This window comes from Aeromonas sp. (genome assembly GCF_051657805.1).
Classification (GTDB): Bacteria; Pseudomonadota; Gammaproteobacteria; order Enterobacterales; family Aeromonadaceae; genus Aeromonas.
In genome coordinates this window covers 769358-786713 of the sequence record NZ_JBOFLJ010000024.1, presented here as the reverse complement: position 1 = coordinate 786713, position 17356 = coordinate 769358, and the positions used below count along the sequence as shown (strand labels likewise).

General features: G+C 62.1%; 14 protein-coding genes. 6 read left to right on the top strand and 8 right to left on the bottom strand.

Translation table 11 applies throughout. The features are described 5' to 3' along the window. Positions 1-135 precede the first annotated feature (135 nt). Positions 136-1341 carry an Obg family GTPase CgtA gene (gene cgtA / locus ACRCYW_RS12630; protein ID WP_434665914.1) on the top strand — a complete coding sequence of 402 codons (1206 nt, stop codon included), beginning with the start codon at positions 136-138 and terminating at the stop codon, positions 1339-1341. 372 nt (positions 1342-1713) lie between these two features. Beyond that, complete coding sequence (locus ACRCYW_RS12625) at positions 1714-3084, top strand: YjiH family protein (RefSeq protein ID WP_438550427.1); 1371 nt, start codon at positions 1714-1716, stop codon at positions 3082-3084. A gap of 124 nt (positions 3085-3208) precedes the next feature. On the opposite strand, the gene ACRCYW_RS12620 is transcribed toward ACRCYW_RS12625, so the two are convergent. Both ACRCYW_RS12620 and ACRCYW_RS12615 read right to left on the bottom strand, forming a co-directional pair. Further along, entirely contained in the window at positions 3209-6133 is a 2925-nt protein-coding gene (locus tag ACRCYW_RS12620; RefSeq protein WP_438550426.1) for an HD domain-containing phosphohydrolase, read from the bottom strand. A gap of 130 nt (positions 6134-6263) precedes the next feature. Continuing rightward, positions 6264-6704, bottom strand: a complete 441-nt coding sequence (locus tag ACRCYW_RS12615) for a DUF1842 domain-containing protein (RefSeq protein ID WP_438550425.1) — start codon at positions 6702-6704, stop codon at positions 6264-6266. A gap of 307 nt (positions 6705-7011) precedes the next feature. On the opposite strand from ACRCYW_RS12615, the gene ACRCYW_RS12610 reads away from it, so the two are divergent. Both ACRCYW_RS12610 and ACRCYW_RS12605 read left to right on the top strand, forming a co-directional pair. Then, complete coding sequence (locus tag ACRCYW_RS12610) at positions 7012-8001, top strand: luciferase-like monooxygenase (protein ID WP_438550424.1); 990 nt, start codon at positions 7012-7014, stop codon at positions 7999-8001. Positions 8002-8130: 129 nt separating this feature from the next. Then, entirely contained in the window at positions 8131-8616 is a 486-nt protein-coding gene (locus tag ACRCYW_RS12605; RefSeq protein WP_438550423.1) for a 2TM domain-containing protein, read from the top strand. Between the two features lie 71 nt (positions 8617-8687). On the opposite strand, the gene ACRCYW_RS12600 is transcribed toward ACRCYW_RS12605, so the two are convergent. From ACRCYW_RS12600 to lptD, 6 genes are read right to left on the bottom strand one after another with little or no spacing between them, the layout of a single operon-like run. Further along, positions 8688-9509 (bottom strand): symmetrical bis(5'-nucleosyl)-tetraphosphatase, encoded by an 822-nt coding sequence (locus ACRCYW_RS12600; protein WP_438550422.1) that lies wholly within the window; start codon positions 9507-9509, stop codon positions 8688-8690. A gap of 6 nt (positions 9510-9515) precedes the next feature. Next, the gene (apaG, locus tag ACRCYW_RS12595) at positions 9516-9878 is read right to left on the bottom strand and encodes a Co2+/Mg2+ efflux protein ApaG (protein ID WP_438550421.1); all 363 of its coding nucleotides are present in this window, start codon (positions 9876-9878) and stop codon (positions 9516-9518) included. A 4-nt stretch (positions 9879-9882) separates the two neighbouring features. Beyond that, the gene (rsmA, locus tag ACRCYW_RS12590) at positions 9883-10695 is read right to left on the bottom strand and encodes a 16S rRNA (adenine(1518)-N(6)/adenine(1519)-N(6))-dimethyltransferase RsmA (protein ID WP_438550420.1); all 813 of its coding nucleotides are present in this window, start codon (positions 10693-10695) and stop codon (positions 9883-9885) included. A gap of 1 nt (position 10696) precedes the next feature. Further along, positions 10697-11716 carry a 4-hydroxythreonine-4-phosphate dehydrogenase PdxA gene (gene pdxA / locus ACRCYW_RS12585; protein WP_438550419.1) on the bottom strand — a complete coding sequence of 340 codons (1020 nt, stop codon included), beginning with the start codon at positions 11714-11716 and terminating at the stop codon, positions 10697-10699. 14 nt (positions 11717-11730) lie between these two features. After that, on the bottom strand, positions 11731-13023 hold the full coding sequence (gene surA, locus ACRCYW_RS12580) for a peptidylprolyl isomerase SurA (protein WP_438550418.1): 1293 nt from the start codon (positions 13021-13023) through the stop codon (positions 11731-11733). Positions 13024-13053: 30 nt separating this feature from the next. Then, positions 13054-15489 (bottom strand): LPS assembly protein LptD, encoded by a 2436-nt coding sequence (gene lptD / locus ACRCYW_RS12575; RefSeq protein WP_438550417.1) that lies wholly within the window; start codon positions 15487-15489, stop codon positions 13054-13056. 174 nt (positions 15490-15663) lie between these two features. Between lptD and ACRCYW_RS12570 the strand changes: the two genes are divergently transcribed. Then, positions 15664-16671: an aminoglycoside phosphotransferase family protein gene (locus ACRCYW_RS12570; RefSeq protein ID WP_438550416.1), complete on the top strand. Its 1008-nt coding sequence runs from the start codon at positions 15664-15666 to the stop codon at positions 16669-16671. After that, positions 16668-17354, top strand: a complete 687-nt coding sequence (murU, locus tag ACRCYW_RS12565) for an N-acetylmuramate alpha-1-phosphate uridylyltransferase MurU (RefSeq protein ID WP_438550415.1) — start codon at positions 16668-16670, stop codon at positions 17352-17354. Before ACRCYW_RS12570 ends, murU begins: the two co-directional genes overlap by 4 nt. Positions 17355-17356 lie beyond the last annotated feature (2 nt).

Sequence of the window (17356 nt, the reverse complement as noted above, 5' to 3'; positions counted from 1 at the left end):
GATGAGTTTGACGAAAAAACGGCACGCGGCAGTGCTGGCGAAGACGGGCCCCACAGGCCAGATGCGTCTCGCCCGCAGGGGTCTGTACCACTATAATTGCGTATCGGTTTTTCGAATTGAAGGTGACGGTTACCTATGAAGTTTGTTGATGAAGTCCAGATTCGAGTCGATGCCGGTGACGGTGGTAACGGTTGTGTGAGCTTCCGCCGCGAGAAGTACATCCCGAACGGCGGCCCTGACGGTGGTGACGGTGGTGACGGTGGCGATGTCTATCTGATCGCCGACGAGAACCTGAACACCCTGATCGACTACCGCTTCGAGCGTTTCCACGCCGCCGAGCGTGGCGAGAATGGCCAGAGTGCCAACTGTACCGGTCGCCGCGGCAAGGACCGCACCCTGCGCGTGCCGGTGGGCACCCGTGCCAGCGATGAAGACACCGGCGAGCTGCTGGGGGATCTGACTACCCACGGCCAGAAGCTGCTGGTCGCCAAGGGCGGCTTCCACGGCCTTGGCAACACCCGTTTCAAGAGCTCGGTCAACCGCGCCCCTTACCAGAAGAGCAACGGCACCCCGGGTGAAGTGCGGACCCTGAAGCTGGAGCTGCTGCTGCTGGCCGACGTCGGCATGCTGGGTCTGCCCAACGCCGGCAAGTCCACCTTCATTCGCGCCGTCTCCGCGGCTCGCCCCAAGGTTGCCGACTACCCCTTCACCACCCTGGTTCCGAACCTGGGCGTGGTACGGGGTGAAAACTCCCGCTCCTTCGTCATCGCCGACATTCCGGGCCTGATCGAGGGCGCCGCCGAGGGCGCCGGCCTCGGGATCCGTTTCCTCAAGCACCTCGAGCGCTGCCGCGTGTTGCTGCACCTGGTGGACATCTGCCCGGTGGATGGCTCGGATCCTGCCGACAATGCGGTGACCATAGTCCGCGAGCTGGAGAAATACAGCCCGGAGCTTGCGAGCAAACCGCGCTGGCTGGTGTTCAACAAGATGGACCTGATCCTGGAAGAAGAGGCTCAGGAGGTGATGGACAGAGTGAAGGCCGCCCTGAACCACGAAGGGCCCGTCTACGCCATCACCGCCATCACCAAGGAAGGCACCAAGAAGGTGTGCTACGACATCCTGGATCTGCTGGATACCATGCCCCGTCAGCTGGAGGCCGATGCCAAGGCTGCCATCGAGAAGGTGGAGTTCAAGTGGGACGATTACCACAAGAACCAGTTGGCTCAGGCGGAAGCCGAGGCCCTGGCGGCGTCCAAGGCCTTCGACGACGCCCTGGATGACGACGATGACTGGGATGACGAAGACGACGATGGCGTCGAAGTCATCTACGTGCGCGACTGATCCTCACCCCGTCGCGACGAGACCGGAGCCTGGCAACAGGCTCCGGTTTTTTTATGGGAAGCTCGACCGGATCACCTTATAGATATATTTGCCATGCAGCTTATTGCCTGTTGTTTGTGACAATTTATACTGCGCAGCTGAACTTAACCTATTTGAAACAATATGCTAACTAGTTGATGTTGAATCAATATGCATGACTGTTTTGGTTTGTTCTGATGGATGGCTTGCCTGTAAAAATATTTATGCTTGAAATGATCCGTTAAAAGCTTGTTTGTGCATTTATTTGGGTTATTCTTGCGCCCGTTTGTCGGGCGAGGGCATGAATATGCAGGCGGTCTGGCTGAAGGAAAAGTCACAATAAGGCTGTAAATCATGTTGGAAAAGACCCTGCAGGCACCGGCGATCCGTACCCGCCGCAACCTGCTGATGTTCCTCGTCCCGTCCCTCATCGGGATCCTGCTGTTCATGACCCCGGTCATCTATGACGGTAACGTCACCATCCCCGTCGCCGTGCTGGCGAAGCTGGTGCAGACGGTATTTGCCGATCACCTGGTGGCCATGGTCAGCGCCATCATCACCACTACCATGCTGCTGACCCTGGTCGCCTGGCTGTTCAAGCCGGCCATCCTGGTCCGTCGTCCCTTCCTCAACAGCCTGTTCAACGTCTCCCCGTTCTGGGCCTGCGTGCGGGTGTTGGGGGGCGTCTTCGTGCTGCTGACCTTCTTCGAGGTGGGGCCCGAAATGCTGCGCTCCGGGGCGACCGGTGGCCTGGTGCTCAACGATCTGCTGCCGGTGCTGTTCTCTGTATTCATCTTCGCGGGCCTGCTGTTGCCCCTGCTGCTGGACTTCGGTCTGTTGGAGTTCGTCGGCACCATGATGACCCGCATCATGCGGCCCGTGTTCCGCCTGCCGGGCCGCTCGGCGGTGGACTGCTTCGCCTCCTGGCTCGGGGATGGCAGCGTCGGCATCCTGCTCACCAGCAAGCAGTATGAAGGCAAGTTCTACACCCAGCGGGAAGCCGCAGTCATCGGCACCACCTTCTCGGCGGTCTCCATCACCTTCTGCCTGGTGGTGATCTCCCAGGTGAAGCTGGAGCACATGTTCGTGCCCTTCTACCTGACGGTCTGCCTGGCCGGTGTGGTCGCGGCCATCGTCGTGCCGCGCCTGCCGCCGCTCTCCTGGAAGAAGGATGTCTACAGCGACGGCACCCCCCTGTGCCGCAAGCAGGAGACCATCCCCCATCAGCACAGCGTGCTGAGCTATGGCTACCAGCGTGCGTTGACCAAGGCCGACAGCATGACGGACCTCGGCGCCGTGGTGCGGGAAGGGGTGAAGAATGCGCTGGACATGGTGTTTGGCGTGCTGCCCGTTGTGATGGCCATCGGCACCTGCGCCCTGATGCTGGCGGAGCACACCCCTGTGTTCAACTGGCTGGGTGCCCCCTTCGTGCCCTTGCTTGAGCTGCTGCAACTGCCGGAGGCCGAGGCGGCCTCCAAGACCATCATGGTGGGCTTCGCGGACATGTTCATCCCGGCGGTGCTGGCCTCCACCATAGAGAGCGACATCACCCGCTTCGTGATCGCCGCCATGTCGGTCACCCAGCTCATCTACATGTCGGAAGTGGGCGCCCTGCTGCTCGGCAGCAAGATCCCGGTCAAGCTGTGGGAGCTGTTCGTCATCTTCCTGCTGCGCACCCTGGTGACGCTGCCGGTCATCGCCGGCGTGGCCCATCTACTGTTCTAAGGCTCACTGTCGCGATTCAAGACGGTCAACTCGGGTTGGCCGTTTTTTTATGGGCGTCATGCGAGCGGGGCTCTGCTGTGGCGGTTCTGCCTTTATCGCAAGGTTAGTCCTTCACCCGCTTTCCTTATGACGATGCACTCGACAGGTTCGCGGAGCGGCCACTGCCTGCCAGCAGGGTCTGGCACTGCGCCTCGTCCAGCTGGGTGGGGGAGAGGAAGCGCTTCGCATAGTCGCGCCAGACGCCGCTCTCGATGAAGAGGTCGAACAGGGGCGGATCTATGTGTTGCTCCTCCACCATGCGCAGCATGATGGTGAGCGCCTCGGAGACCGTCTTGCCGGACTTGTAGGGGCGATCGCTTGCGGTCAGCGCCTCGAAGATATCGGCGATGGCCATGATGCGGGCGGGGATGCTCATCTGTGAACCCTGCAACTGGCGCGGGTAGCCGGTACCGTCCATCCGCTCGTGATGCCCCCCTGCGATCTCCGGTACCTTGCGAAGGTGTCGGGGGAAGGGGAGGCGCTCCAGCATGCGGATGGTCTGGACTATGTGGTCGTTGATCTTGTAGCGCTCCTCCTCGGTGAGGGTGCCGCGAGTGATGGCGAGGTTGTAACGTTCCCCCCGGTTGTAGAGCTGGGTGGGCACCCTGACCTTGAAGCCCCAGGGATTGTGATCGGTCAGATTCTCTTGTCTGGGCCTGGGAATCAGGTGCACCTGCTTGTCCGCCAGCAAGGGCTCGAGGCAGGGCAGGGCCGGGCCTTCGCCATCGGGGTGGCGCCTGAGCTCCTCCCGGCTGACCCCCAGCCTGTCATCCAGGGTGCGCAGCCAGGTTCGACCGGCTATGGCGTTCAGCCGCGCCAGCTTCTCCGGTGCCATCCACTCGCCCCCCAGGTTGCATTCGGCGACGAAGGCGAACTCTTCATCCAGGGTGGACCAGAGCGGGGCCACAGCGCTCTGGCTCGCCAGCCGCTCCTGGGGCGGTAGACGGGAGGCCAGCTCCTCGATGTAGGCGTCGCGCTTGAGCACCTCGAAGCGGGTGCGAACCTCGTGAATGCGGTCGTAGAGGGTCTCCAGCTTGGTGGCCTTGTCGACCACGAACTCCGGGGTGGTGACCTTGCCACAGTCGTGCAGCCAGCTCGCGATGTGGATGGCTTCCCACTCCTCCTCGCTCAGGTGGAAGGCGGCGAAGGGCCCCTGCTGCTGGGCGCAGGCCGCCTCCGTCAGCATGCGGGTCAGCTCGGGCACGCGCTGGCAATGGCCACCCGTGTAGGGGCTCTTGGCGTCGATGGCGCCGGCGATGAGCTCGATGAAGGCCTCCAGCAGCTGTTTCTGCTCCTCCAGCAGGCGCTGGTTCTCGATGGCGGAGGCGGACATGCCCGCCAGCGCCTCGATCAGGCTGATGCGCGAGGCCAGCTCGGAGTCGGAGCATTGGGGCAGGATCAGCAGCAGGCAGCCGATCAGCTCCTGGCGGTGGTTGTAGAGGGGTTCGGCCAGCAGCTGATGGGGGCCGGGGAAGGGGCCCCAGTCCGCCAGGTATTGCTGCCAGCGCCCCTCATCCAGGGGGTGGCTGAGCCGCTCCGTATGATAGAGCCCGCCGAGCAGTTCTTCTTGCCAATGGACTCGCTCGCAGGGGAGAGGTTGTTGTTGCCAGATGGCCTGCACCGCCGTCATCTGTTTCTCCTGGGCGAGATAGAGGCAGCCCCCTTCGGCCTGCGCCGCCGCCACCGTCTCGTGTAGGATGCGGTTGAGCAGGGAATCGAAGCGGCGCTCGGCCGAGAGCGCCCGTCCCATGTTCATGAAGTTGCCCAGGGTCAGCCGCATCCCCGACATGGTGCGGGCCAGATCGTCTATCTCCCGGATGGGGGAGTCGGGCTCCTTGCGCCCGCTGAAGTCGAAGTGCTGGATCCGCTCCGCCTCCCGGGTCAGCGCCAGCAGGGGGGCTGCGGTGCGTCTGGCTACCAGCCAGATGATGGGCAGCAGGAGCAGCAATCCGGCCAGGGCCCAGATGAGATTCTGCAGCGCCTCCTGCCTGGCCTGCGCCGCCAGCGCCTCCGTGGGGACCAGCAGGGCGATGTAGAAGGGGGAGCCCTCCCCGAGGGGGGAGAGGTTGACCAGCCAGTCGCGTCTCTCCGCCGTGGTCAGGGTGAGGGTCTGCTCGCCCTGTTCGTGCAGCAGGGTGGGGTGGGTGACTATCTGCTGCTGCAATTGGGTCAGCACGGGGTGATTGAGGGCCGACAGCATGGGCAGGCGGCTCAGCTGATCGAAGCTCGGCAGCTGCTTGGGATCCGTTGCCAGCAAGGTCCCCATCTCATCGAACAGCACCAGCTGGCAGTGGCTGGGCAGGGAGAGCCCCCCGATCAGGGCAGAGAGCCCCTCGACCCCAGTATCCAGCCCGATCACCGCCTGGCGATCGTCGCTCTCCACCGCCAGCGTCATGCCGGGTTCTCTGGTGGTGAAGAAGAGGTAGGGGTGGGTCACTATGATGCCGGTCTGCCAGCGGGCCTCCTTGTACCAGTCGCGGCTGCGGGGGTCGAAGCTGTAGTCCGGCATCAGCCGCCGCTCGAGCAGATGGAGCCGCTTGTCGAAGTAGAGGAACTCCCCCTGGCCCTGGCTCAGGCTCTGCACCAGCAGATAGCTGGCGGGCGGAGCCTGCTCCAGCCGCTCCCTGGCGCGTTGGGTCAGCTTGCGCACCAGAAAAAAGTCGCCGTTCGCGTAGCCCGCATAGATGGCGCCATAGCTGGTGCTGTTGGCCAGCACCTCCGCCAGCTGGGGCAGATAGGTGAGGCGCGCCTCCAGATCCGTCATGGCCGCCAGTTGTCCGCTGCGCAGCAGGCTCAGGGACATGCGGGCCGGGCGTTCGTTCAGCTTGAGGGCCAGCGCCAGTTGTTCGCGATATTGCAGGAAGCTCTGGCGCTCGTGCTCCAGCCCCTGCTGCATGGCCTGCCGATATTGCAGCAGGATGAGGGCGCCCCCCAGCACGGTGAACAGCAGAATAAACAGGGTGGCGATATGCACGTAGAAGGGTCGGCAGTTGAGCTTTGATTTTGTCATGGACGCATCCTTGTCCCACGTTCACTTATCGCCTCGGGCGACAATTCAGTGTGTTCGAAGGATGACAAAAAACACAGCAACGGGCAGAAGAATCTTAGAGGGAAAAAGCGGCCCCGCGGGGCCGCCGGGATCAGGCCAGCACGGCGGCGGGCACCAGGGTGACGGGGGCGTCTTTCACCTCGTGCCACTTCTGCTGGTTATCTTGATACTTGTAGTTGGCTGTGCCGGACTTCCAGTCTTCGCTCAGCACCATGCGCAGCTCGAAGTTAGGCAGGATCACGGGGCCTATGCCCGCATGTTGCGGCCACTTGATGATGGGGTAGCCCTGAGCCGTCACCAGGACGTGGCACTGCTTGGGCATGACGCACATATAGGTGTATTGGCCTTTCACGTCGGAGGCTTGATCCAGCGGCGGATTGGTGGCCTGGGTCAGGTGAGCGACACCGCTCAGGGTCTCGCCCGGGGTATAGACGCTGAGGTTGAGGCGCAGCAGGGGGGCGCCCGGTATGGCTTTGCCGATGTCGAAGGTGGCGAGGAAGAGGCCGGTCTTGGTATCAGTAGTCGCATTCATGCCTGTATTCTCCGGTTGGTATCGTTGAGGGTCCTGCCCACGACAGATGACGAGCCAGCAGAGGGTAGTGCCGTGCGAAGCTTGTTGTTAGTGTGGAAAGTGTCACTTGACGACCGCCAGAGACTGGCATAGCGCAGTTGTGAGTGATAAAAAACAAACTATAACAATGAGTTGTGATTCTTCTCATAAATGACGATGGGCCTCGCATGAAATCTTGTCTGGGTTCGGAGCGGCTCGGTATGTGTCATCGAGATATCTCATGCTACATTGCCCGCAGCTTGTTGAACCTGACGCAATGGAGTGTCCCATGTCCGCCATCCCTTATTCCGTCCTCGATCTGGTACTCGTCCCCGAAGGTGCAGTGCCGGCCGAATCATTCCGCCATTCACTGGACCTGGCTCGTCATGCCGAAGGGTGGGGCTACCACCGCTACTGGCTGGCGGAGCACCACAACATGCCGGGCATCGCCAGCGCCGCCACCTCGGTGCTGATCGGCCATCTGGCCGGCGGCACCCGCACGCTGCGGCTGGGGGCCGGGGGCATCATGTTGCCGAACCACTCCCCCCTGGTGATCGCGGAGCAATTTGGCACCCTGGCCTCCCTCTATCCGGATCGCATCGACCTGGGATTGGGGCGTGCGCCCGGCACCGATCAGCGCACCATGCAGGCACTGCGGCGCCAGAAGAGCGGCGAGGTGGATGACTTCCCCGCCGATGTGCGCGAGCTGATGCACTACTTCGGCGATGAGGTGGGGGCCGTGCAGGCCGTCCCCGGCCAGGGGTTGCATGTGCCCATCTGGCTGCTGGGATCCAGCCTCTACAGCGCCCAGCTGGCGGCGGCCATGGGGCTGCCATTCGGATTTGCCTCCCACTTCGCCCCCGGGTTGCTGTTGCAGGCGCTGGAGCTCTATCGCACCCAGTACCGGCCATCGACCCGCTGGCCCAAGCCACACGCCGTGGTGTGCATCAACATGATCGCCGCCGACAGCGACAGGGAGGCCCGCTTCCTGTTCACCACCTTGCAGCAGCAGTTCCTGCGCCTCTATCGCGGCGATGCGGGCAAGCTGCCCCTGCCGGTGCAGGATCTGGGGGAGGAGTGGTCACCCCGTGAGCTGATGGCGATGGAGCAGACCCTGGCCCGCTCCCTGGTGGGCGACAGAGACAAGGTGCGCCACGGCCTGCAGGCGCTGCTGGCCGAGACCCGGGCCGACGAGCTGATGTTCAACGGCCCCATCGTCTCCCATGAGGCCAGGCTGCGCTCGTTCGAGATCGCCGCCGAGCTGATGCAAAGCCTCTGAAACGTGAACGGGGAAGAGTTATAAGACATTGATTTAAAAAGATAGTCAGGTCGATGTCAGGGCTTTGTCGTGTCGCCGCCCCGTCCCCGGCCTTATGCTGACCCTGTCCAAAATCACGAGGAGCCGATGATGATAGTCAGGAAATTGAGATTACAGCGGGGTTGGTCCCAGGAGCAGTTGGCCACCCTCTCCGGTCTGAGTGTGCGCACCATACAGCGGATCGAGCAGGGGCAGCAGCCCGGACTGGAATCCCTCAAGGCCCTGGCCTCCGTCTTTGAGCTCGACGTGACTCAACTACAGGAGAGCGAGATGAAAGGGCATGAGTTCGACGGTCAGGGGGCGGTGCATGTCGCCCGGGACGAGCGGGAGGCGATGAAGTTCGTGGAGGGGCTCAAGGGCTTCTACGGCCACCTCATCAGCTATGTGCTGGTGATAGGGGGGCTGTTCGTCATCAACTACCTGAGCAACCCGGATTATATCTGGGCCTGGTGGCCCATGTTGGGCTGGGGGTTGGGGCTGATGTCCCACGCCATCAACCTGTTCCAGCCGTTCAAGCTGTTCGGTCCCGAGTGGGAGCGGCGCCAGGTGGAGAAACGGCTGGGGCGCAAACTCTAGCCTTTGAAGCCTTGGCAAGAAAACGGGCCCGGCAGTGATGCCGGGCCCGTTTCATTAGGGGGGCGTCCGCCTCACTTGGCGTAGGCGGGGCAGGGGGTCGCAATCAGGGCGTCGTCTTCATAACGCCACAGGGTGAGGCTGTTGCCCCAGACGCAGCCGGTATCTAGCCCCTTGATGTCCTCCTTGCCGGTGACCCCCATCAGGGCTGCCCAGTGGCCGAACACCAGTATGGGATCGTCCACGTGATGCTCCCGCTGTTCGAACCAGGGGCGCAGGCCGGGGGTGGATTCCGTCGGGCCCTTCTTGCACTTGAAGTCGAGCCGACCGTCGAAGTAGCAAAAACGCATGCGGGTGAAGCTGTTGATGATGTAGCGGTAGCGCTCTATCCCCATCAGGCTGTCATCCCAGCTGTCCGGCTGATCCCCGTACATGTTGTGCAGCAGCCACTGGTATTGATCCCCGCGCAGCAGGCTCTCCACCTCGCGGGCACAGTTGCGGGCGGTGCGGGCATCCCAGGCGGGGGAGAGGCCGGCATGGATCATCATGATGGGCAGATCGGGATGTTCCGCCAGCAGGGGGCGCTGGCGCAGCCACTCCAGCAGTTCGTCCCGATCCGGTGCCTCCATCAGGGCCTGCAGCCTGTCCTTCTTCTTGAGGGGCGCGACCCCGTTGGCCACAGCCAGTAGGTGCAGATCGTGGTTGCCGAGCACGGTGACGGCGCGGCTTCCCAGCGACTTGACGAAGCGCAGGGTGTTGAGGGAATCCGGACCACGGGCGACCAGATCGCCGCACAGCCAGAGGGTGTCCTTATCGGAGTCGAATTCGGCAAGATCCAGCAGACGGCGCAGATCGTCGTAGCAGCCCTGAATGTCGCCGACAAAGCAATTCGCCATGAAACCTCAGTTAATGATATTGGGTACGGCCAGGGTGAAGGGAGGGATGGGAGCCTCGAACTGTTGCCCGGACTCATCCTGCAGCAGGTAGCTGCCCTCCATCACGCCAAAGGGAGTGGCGAGGGGAACGCCACTCTGATAGCTGAAGGTCTCGTCGGGGGCTATGAAGGGTTGTTCACCGACCACCCCGGGGCCTTCCACTTCCTGCATCTTGCCATCGGCATCCGTGATGAGCCAGCGTCGATGCAGCAGCTGCACTGTACCCGGCCCCAGATTCTCTATCTCGATGAGGTAGAGAAAATGGTAAGGATCCTGGGTGCCCGCCACATAGCTGGGGTGCGGGCGGATCTGTATCCGGGGCTGTGCCATGGGATCAGGCCTGCTGCTGATCGGCCAGCCAGTTGGCGATCATGACGAACTGCTCGAGGGAGAGGTTCTCCGGGCGCAGGTTGCCATCGATCCCAAGCTCGGTCAGCTGGGCGTCGGTGATGAAGTTGGAGAAGCTGTTGCGAATGGTCTTGCGACGCTGGCCGAAGCCCTCGGTGCAGACCCGGTTCAGGCAGCGAATGTCCTTGGCCACGTGGACAGGATTCTTGTGGGGGATGAGGCGCACCACGGCGGAATCCACCTTGGGGGCGGGCTTGAAGGCCCCAGGGCCGACTTCCAGCACGGGGACGACCTGGCAGTAGTACTGGGTCATCACGCTCAGGCGGCCATAGGCCTTGCTGCCGGGGCCGGCGGCCAGACGCAGCACCACTTCCTTTTGCAGCATGAAGTGCATGTCCTCCACCCGATCGGCAAACTCGCAGAGGTGGAAGATGAGGGGGGTGGAGATGTTGTAGGGCAGGTTGCCGAAGATGCGCAGCGGTCCCTTGCCTTCCCCCATCAGGGTGCCGAAGTCGAAGCGCATGGCATCGGCTTCGATGACGGTCAGCTTGTCTTTCAGCGTCGGATGTTCGCGCAGGCGGGCGGCCAGATCCCTGTCCAGCTCGACCACCGTCATCTTGTCCATCTGGGCGGCGACCGGCTCGGTCAGCGCGGCCAGACCCGGGCCGATTTCCACCAAGTTCTGACCCGGCTGCGGGTTGATGGCGGCCACTATCTGATCGATCACATAGCTGTCATGCAAGAAGTTCTGACCGAAACGCTTACGGGCCGTGTGGCCCATGTGCACCTTACTGCTCATATTATTTTTTCTCTACCATCTGAATGGCGTGGTTAATCGCGGTGACCAGGCTGCCGGGATCGGCCAGGCCCTTGCCTGCCAGATCCAGCGCGGTGCCGTGATCCACCGAAGTGCGGATGAATGGGAGTCCCAGGGTGATATTGACCGAGTTGCCAAAGCCCTTGTACTTGAGCACGGGCAGCCCCTGGTCGTGGTACATGGCGAGTACCGCATCCGCATCCTTGAGGTATTTGTCCTGGAACAGGGTGTCGGCGGGCAGGGGGCCGACCAGATCGATCCCCTCCTGGCGCAAGGCGGCCAGGGCGGGCTCGATCACCTCGATCTCCTCCCGGCCGAGGTGCCCCCCTTCCCCGGCATGGGGATTGAGGCCACAGACGTAGATCCGGGGCTGAGCTATGCCGAATTTCTGCTTGAGATCCGCATCCAGGATGCGGATCACCTTGCCGAGGCGATCCTCGGTAATGGCCTTGGCCACGTAGGCCAGCGGAATGTGGGTGGTGGCGAGCGCCACCCTGAGCCCCTCAGTCGCCAGCAGCATGACAACGTCGGCGGTGCCCGACTGCTGGGCGAAGAACTCGGTATGACCGCTGAACGAGACCCCGGCCTGATTGATGATCCCCTTGTGCACCGGCCCGGTCACCACGGCGGCAAACTCGCCGCTCAGGTTACCGTCACAGGCTCGCTGCAAGGTATTCAGCACATAGGCGCCGTTACCCTCATCGAGCTCGCCGGGTACCGCAGGGGCACCCAGGGGCAGGGGGCAGACGGTGAGCGTCCCCGCCCGCTGGGGGCGGGCAGGGGCGCTGGCGTCATAGGGTTCCAGCTCGATGGACAGCCCCAGCAGGGCGGCCCGTTCGCGCAGCAGGGCGGGATCGGCGATCACCACCAGCTGGTGAGGCCAATCCTGCAGGGCTATCTGCAGCACCAGATCCGGGCCTATGCCCGCCGGTTCACCCGGCGTGATGGCGAGACGACGGCAGTGCGTCTGCGTCTGGACGCGATCTGGATGTTGGCTGTTCATCTGCGCATCGCCCATTAATTGGGTTCGATCTGGATGTAGGCTTCGTCGCGCAGCTCATCCAGCCAGGCCTGGGACTCTTCGGTGAAGCGGCGGTTGAAGATGAGCTGATAGGCGCGCTGCTCCTGGGCCTTGCTGGTGGCATCCTGGCTGCGGCGATCTTCCAGCTGCACTATGTGCCAGCCGTGGCTGGTGCGGAAGGGTTCGCTGATCTGGCCAGGTTGCAGGCGATTGACCATGTCGCGGAATTCCGGCACGTAGACGTTGGGATCGGACCAGCCCAGTTCACCCCCCTGTACCGCGGAGCCCGGATCCTCGGAGTACTTCTCCGCCATGCTGGCGAAGCTGGCCTTGCCGCTCTTGATGTCGTGCAGGATGCCGTCCAGGGTCCCCTTGGCCTTCTCCTCACTCAGGATGATGGAGGGCTTGATCAGGATGTGGCGAGCCTTCACCTCGGTCTGCATCACCTGCTGCTGACCCTTGGTGTCGAAGATCTTGATGATGTGCAGGCCGGCGCCGGAGCGCAGCGGGCCGACGATGTCACCCTTGCCGGCCCCCTGGACCGCTTCGGCCATCAGGGTGGGCATCTCTTGTGGGCTCATCCAGCCCCAGTCTCCCCCTTCCAGAGCCTTGGGACCGTTGCTCTCGGCGATGGCGAGCTTGCGGAAGTCCGCCCCTTCCTTCAGGGAGGCCAGGATGCGCTCGATCTTGGCCTTGGCGGCGTTGAGCTGCTCTGCATTGGGGTTGTCAGGCAGGGCGACCTGGATATGGCCGATGTGATATTCGGTCTGCTGCTGGCCTTGCTTGCTCAGGGCCTCGACCACCTGCTTGACCTCCTGCTCGGAGATGTTGATGCGGCGGCGAACCTGATTGCGGCGCACCTCGTTCATCAGGATCTCGCGGCGCACCTCTTCCCGATACTGGGCATAGGTCAGACCCTCACGCTCCAGTTGGGCACGCAGCTGCTCCAGGGTCATCTTGTTGTCGGCGGCGATGCTCTGGATGGCCTGCTCCAGCTGGGTGTCGCTGATCTTGAGCCCCTGGCGATCCGCCAGTTGCAGCTGCAGGCTCTCCTGGATCAGGCGATCCAGCGCCTGCTTGCGCAGGGTGGCGTCATCGGGCAGGGACTGGCCGCTCTCCTGGGCGGAGGCCTTCACCTTCTGCACCAGGGCTTCCTGCTGGCTGGCCAGTACCACGTCCTTGTTGACCACGGCAAGCACCTTGTCCATCAGCTCGGGGGCGGCGATGGCACCCTGGCTCATGACTCCAAACAGGCCTGCGGTCAGCAGGGAAATCAACGTCTTCTTCATATCCATCTCTCAAGGCGTTTGCCAGACCGGTTATTGGTCTCGCAGGTTAAACGGACGAATGTAAGGCAATGCTTCGGTATCCAGGGAGGTACCCTTCGGACCCGTCCCCACGCTACCCAATCCTTTCATCTCAAATTGAATACCCAGACTGCGCTCGGATGTCGGCCTCATATCCACGTTGTCCGGGGTGTTGACCCACTCCAGGTTGAAGTTGATGCTCCAGCAGCAGGAGTCATATTTCAGACCCACCTTGCGGTCTGACTTCACGTTCTGGTTGAGCTCCTGATAGTAGCCACCATAGAGGTGCCACTGATCATTGAGCGGTGTGGTCAGCAACAGACCGATCTGGTTGAGGTCGGTGACCTGACCCTTGTTGTCGAGGTCGTAGTTGGCGTCCCGCACGAAGCGGTGGTTCAGCTGGCTGATCAGCTTCTCGTGGCGGTACTCCAGCGCGCTGTTGGCGGAGCTGATTTGGCTCTTGTCAAAATCATACTGTGCACCCGCGTGGGCAAACCACTGCTCGTTGATCTTGGCGTCCCCCTCGAACGACAGCGGGGAGCGGTTGTTGGTGCTCGCCACATCGCTGGAGTAGAGCTTGACCCTGGGGGCTACGAAGTCGAAGGCTTGGGCAACGGCCAGTCGGATTCGTTCATCCCCGGCGGGATCATAAATACGGGTAGTGAGGCCGACAGAGAGTCGGTTGGAGTCGCTGATGCGATCCAGGCCGGCGAAGCGGCGATCGCTGAACAGGCTGTAGTAGTCCTGGCGCATGGTGGTGGAGTCATAGACCCCTATGTTGTCCTGATCCTTGTAGGGGACGTAGAGATACTGGAACTCGGGTTCCAGAGTCTGGTTGGCCCCCTCTTTCCCGAACCACTGCTGCTCCCGCTCGAAGGTCATGCCCCCCTTGAGGCGGAACGAGGGCAGTACCCGGGTGATGGTCCCCTCTTCCAGGGTGACTCCTCCACCGTCTTGAGGCGTGAACCTGCTGGTGAAGGTGCTGCTCATGTTGTCCGGTACCGTCTGATCGTAACGGGTGTACATCAGCTTGTACTGGCTGTCGAGGAAGTAGCCGGCCTCATCGATGAGGGGAACGGTCAGGGTGGGAGCGGTGTAGAAGCGGGTGCCGGTATAGGCCTCACCCTGGTTCTGCTCGATGGCCTGATCGTTGTTGTAGCCGAAGTTGGTGAGCTCGGTATTCCAGGCCAGATCGTACCAGCTGCCCTGGTGGTAGTAGTTGTGGTTGATGCGCGGCATCAGCTCGTGGGGCTGTTGGGCGCTGGCCAGCAGGATCTGGTAGGTCCGCACCTCGGCGTTGAGGTTCCAGTTCTGCTGGAAGTAACCCGCCATCAGGGACTGTTGCAACTGGTTGTCGACCTGGGTCCCCACCTTGGGGGAGAAGTCGTTGAAGTAGTTGTAGTCCCGGTCCCGCACCTTGGTGTAGTCCACCGACACCCGCAGGGCGTTGTCCATGAACATGGAGGTGTGACGGGCGTTGAGCAGATAGCGATGGCCGTCCGAGAGGTGATCGTTCAGGCTGTCAGTCTCGTCGTACTGCTTGTCGTTGGCCAGGTTCTCGAAATAGAGGCTGCCCACGTGGGCCGGATCCGGCATGTAGCGGAACTCGACCTGTTCCATCAGGCCCCGTCTGTCCATGAAGCGGGAGGTGATGGTGGCGTCGTAGTTCGGGGCTATGTTCCAGTAGAACGGCTGGGTGATGTCCATGCCGTTCTTGGAGCTCTGGGTGTAACCCGGGTAGAGCAGGCCCGTCTTGCGCTCATCCTTGATGGGGAAGTTGATATAGGGGAAATAGAAGACCGGGTAGTCATAGAGCCAGAGGCTGGCGTTCCAGGCTTCCCCGAATACCTCGCCCTGATCGATGTCGATGCTGCCCGCCTTCAGAGTCCAGGCTTCCTGGCCCGGGGGGCAGGTGGTGTACTGGGCCCCTTCCAGCACTATGTTCTGGTTGTCGTTGGTCATGGTCACCTTCTCGGCGAAGCCGCGCACCGGCGAGCCGTGAACCTGATACTTGCCCTCTTCCAGCTCGGAATCCTTGGTATCCAGGTTGGACTTCAGGGTCTTGTCGCTGGTGACCGTGATCTGACCATCGTTGTAGTAGATGTTGCCGATGGCGATGACATCCCGGCTCTTCTGATCGAGCTGGGCATAGTCGGAGTCGAATTTGCGCACCCCCTGACGAACCTTGACGTCCCCTTCATAGACGGCGGTGCCCCCCTGCTTGGCTTCCAGGCGATCCGCATCCACCTCGACGGGCTGGGCGTTGGCCTCCTCATTGGAGCTCGGCTTTTCTACCTTGGGTACATAGTCATAGCAGAGGCTGTCGAGGATCCCGGTCGCCGGCGGCGCGTTGATTGGCGCAGCCTGCACCGTGATCGGGCTCAGGGCTGGAACAAGGCTGATAGTCAGGGCGATGGGACCAGAAGTGCCCAGTGTCCATTTTGTCATGTGAAAGGCTCGCGCAATCCGTGGTAAAGACGGTTGAATCAGGGCATGCATTTTATGTCAGGATCCATCAAGTTGACATTGCATGTCATTGCTTTATGTTAGCCGGCAATGATAAAGCATTATTGCGGCCAGGGCTAACAGCCAAGAGCTGCTTTCCAATTTGGTCCCCGACTCATGCACGATCGCGATTCCCTGTTATTGCACTGGGCGCGCCGGATTTCCGGTGATGCCAATCTTCAATTGACCCTGATCTCCGGTGACGCCAGTTTTCGCCGCTATTTCCGTGGTGCCGGTCTGGTGTGGGTGGATGCTAATCCGAAAACCGAAAAAAATCATGAATTTGTTCGCAACGCTGCGTCCTTGAAGGCGATGGGCCTGCTGGCTCCCGAGGTGAAGGGGGTGGATTACGAGCAGGGGTTGCTGGCGGTGACGGATCTCGGCGATACCCAGCTCATCGCCTGCCTGAACGCAGAGAATGTGCTGACCTGGTATGACAAGGCCATCGCCCTGTTGCCACGACTCGGCGCTGTCGAACTGGGCCTCGAGCCTTTTGATCCCGCCTTTATGGCGCGCGAGAACAGCATCTTCCCCGAGTGGTTGCTGGGGCATCACCTGCAGCTTGTCCTGAGTGAGGCGGAGCAACAGTTGCTGGATGATACCTTCGCCTGCCTGACCGAGAATAACCTGGCCCAGCCTCAAGGGGTGATGCACAGGGACTTCCACAGCCGCAACCTGATGGTGTGCGGCGGCGATAGCCCAGCTACCAGCACCCTGGCCATCATCGACTTCCAGGACATGGTCATAGGGCCACTGAGTTACGACCTGGTCTCCCTGCTGAAGGACTGCTACGTGCGTTGGCCCGATGAGGTCATCGAGCAGGGCATGCGCCATGGCTTCGACACCTTGAGCGGGGCCGGGTTGCTGGCCGGGATCGACTATGCCGGCTTCCGGCGCCAGGCCGATCTCACCGGCATGCAGCGCCATCTGAAGGCGGCGGGAATCTTCACCCGTCTCTACCACAGGGATGGAAAATCCGGTTATCTGAAGGACATTCCTCGGACCCTGGGCTATGTGGTGGATGTCTGTCGCCTGCACGGGGACACTTACCCTGTATTATCTTGCTTCGGCGACTGGTTGCAGCAAAAGGTGCTGCCAGGATTTGCCGACGAGGCCCTGGCATGAAGGCGATGATCCTGGCCGCCGGTCGCGGCGAGCGGATGCGACCGCTCACCGACAGCCTGCCCAAGCCGCTGCTGGCGGTGGGGGGCAAGCCGCTCATCGTCCACCATATCGAGAAACTCAAGGCCGCCGGTGTGACGAGCCTCGTCATCAACCACGCCTGGCTAGGCCACAAGCTGGTGGAGGCCTTAGGTGACGGTCACCAGTTTGGGGTTCGGATCCAGTGGTCGGCAGAAGATACCGCGCTTGAGACCGCCGGCGGCATAGTGCAGGCACTGCCCCTGCTGGGCCCTGAGCCTTTCCTGGTGATCAATGGCGATACCTGGCTGGATCTGGATTACGCCACGATGGTCGAAACTTCCCTTGGGGAGGATCTGGCCCATCTCTGGCTGGTGCCGAACCCGCCCCAGCACCCAGATGGGGATTTTGCCCTGCAGGCCGGCCGGGTGCTGGATGCGCCGGCCCTGACCTTCAGCGGGGTCGGCCTCTATCGCCCCGAGGCCTTCAGTCATTTATCCGCCGGGGCTCGCAAGCTGGCCCCCCTGCTGAGAGAGTGGATGGCGGCGGACCGGGTCGGGGGCAGCCAGCTCCCTGGCGAGTGGCGAGACATTGGCACGGTCGCGCGCCTGCGGGAGCTGGACGAACAGTTGCAAGGACGCAGCACTCAACACATCACGAGGTCTTGAAA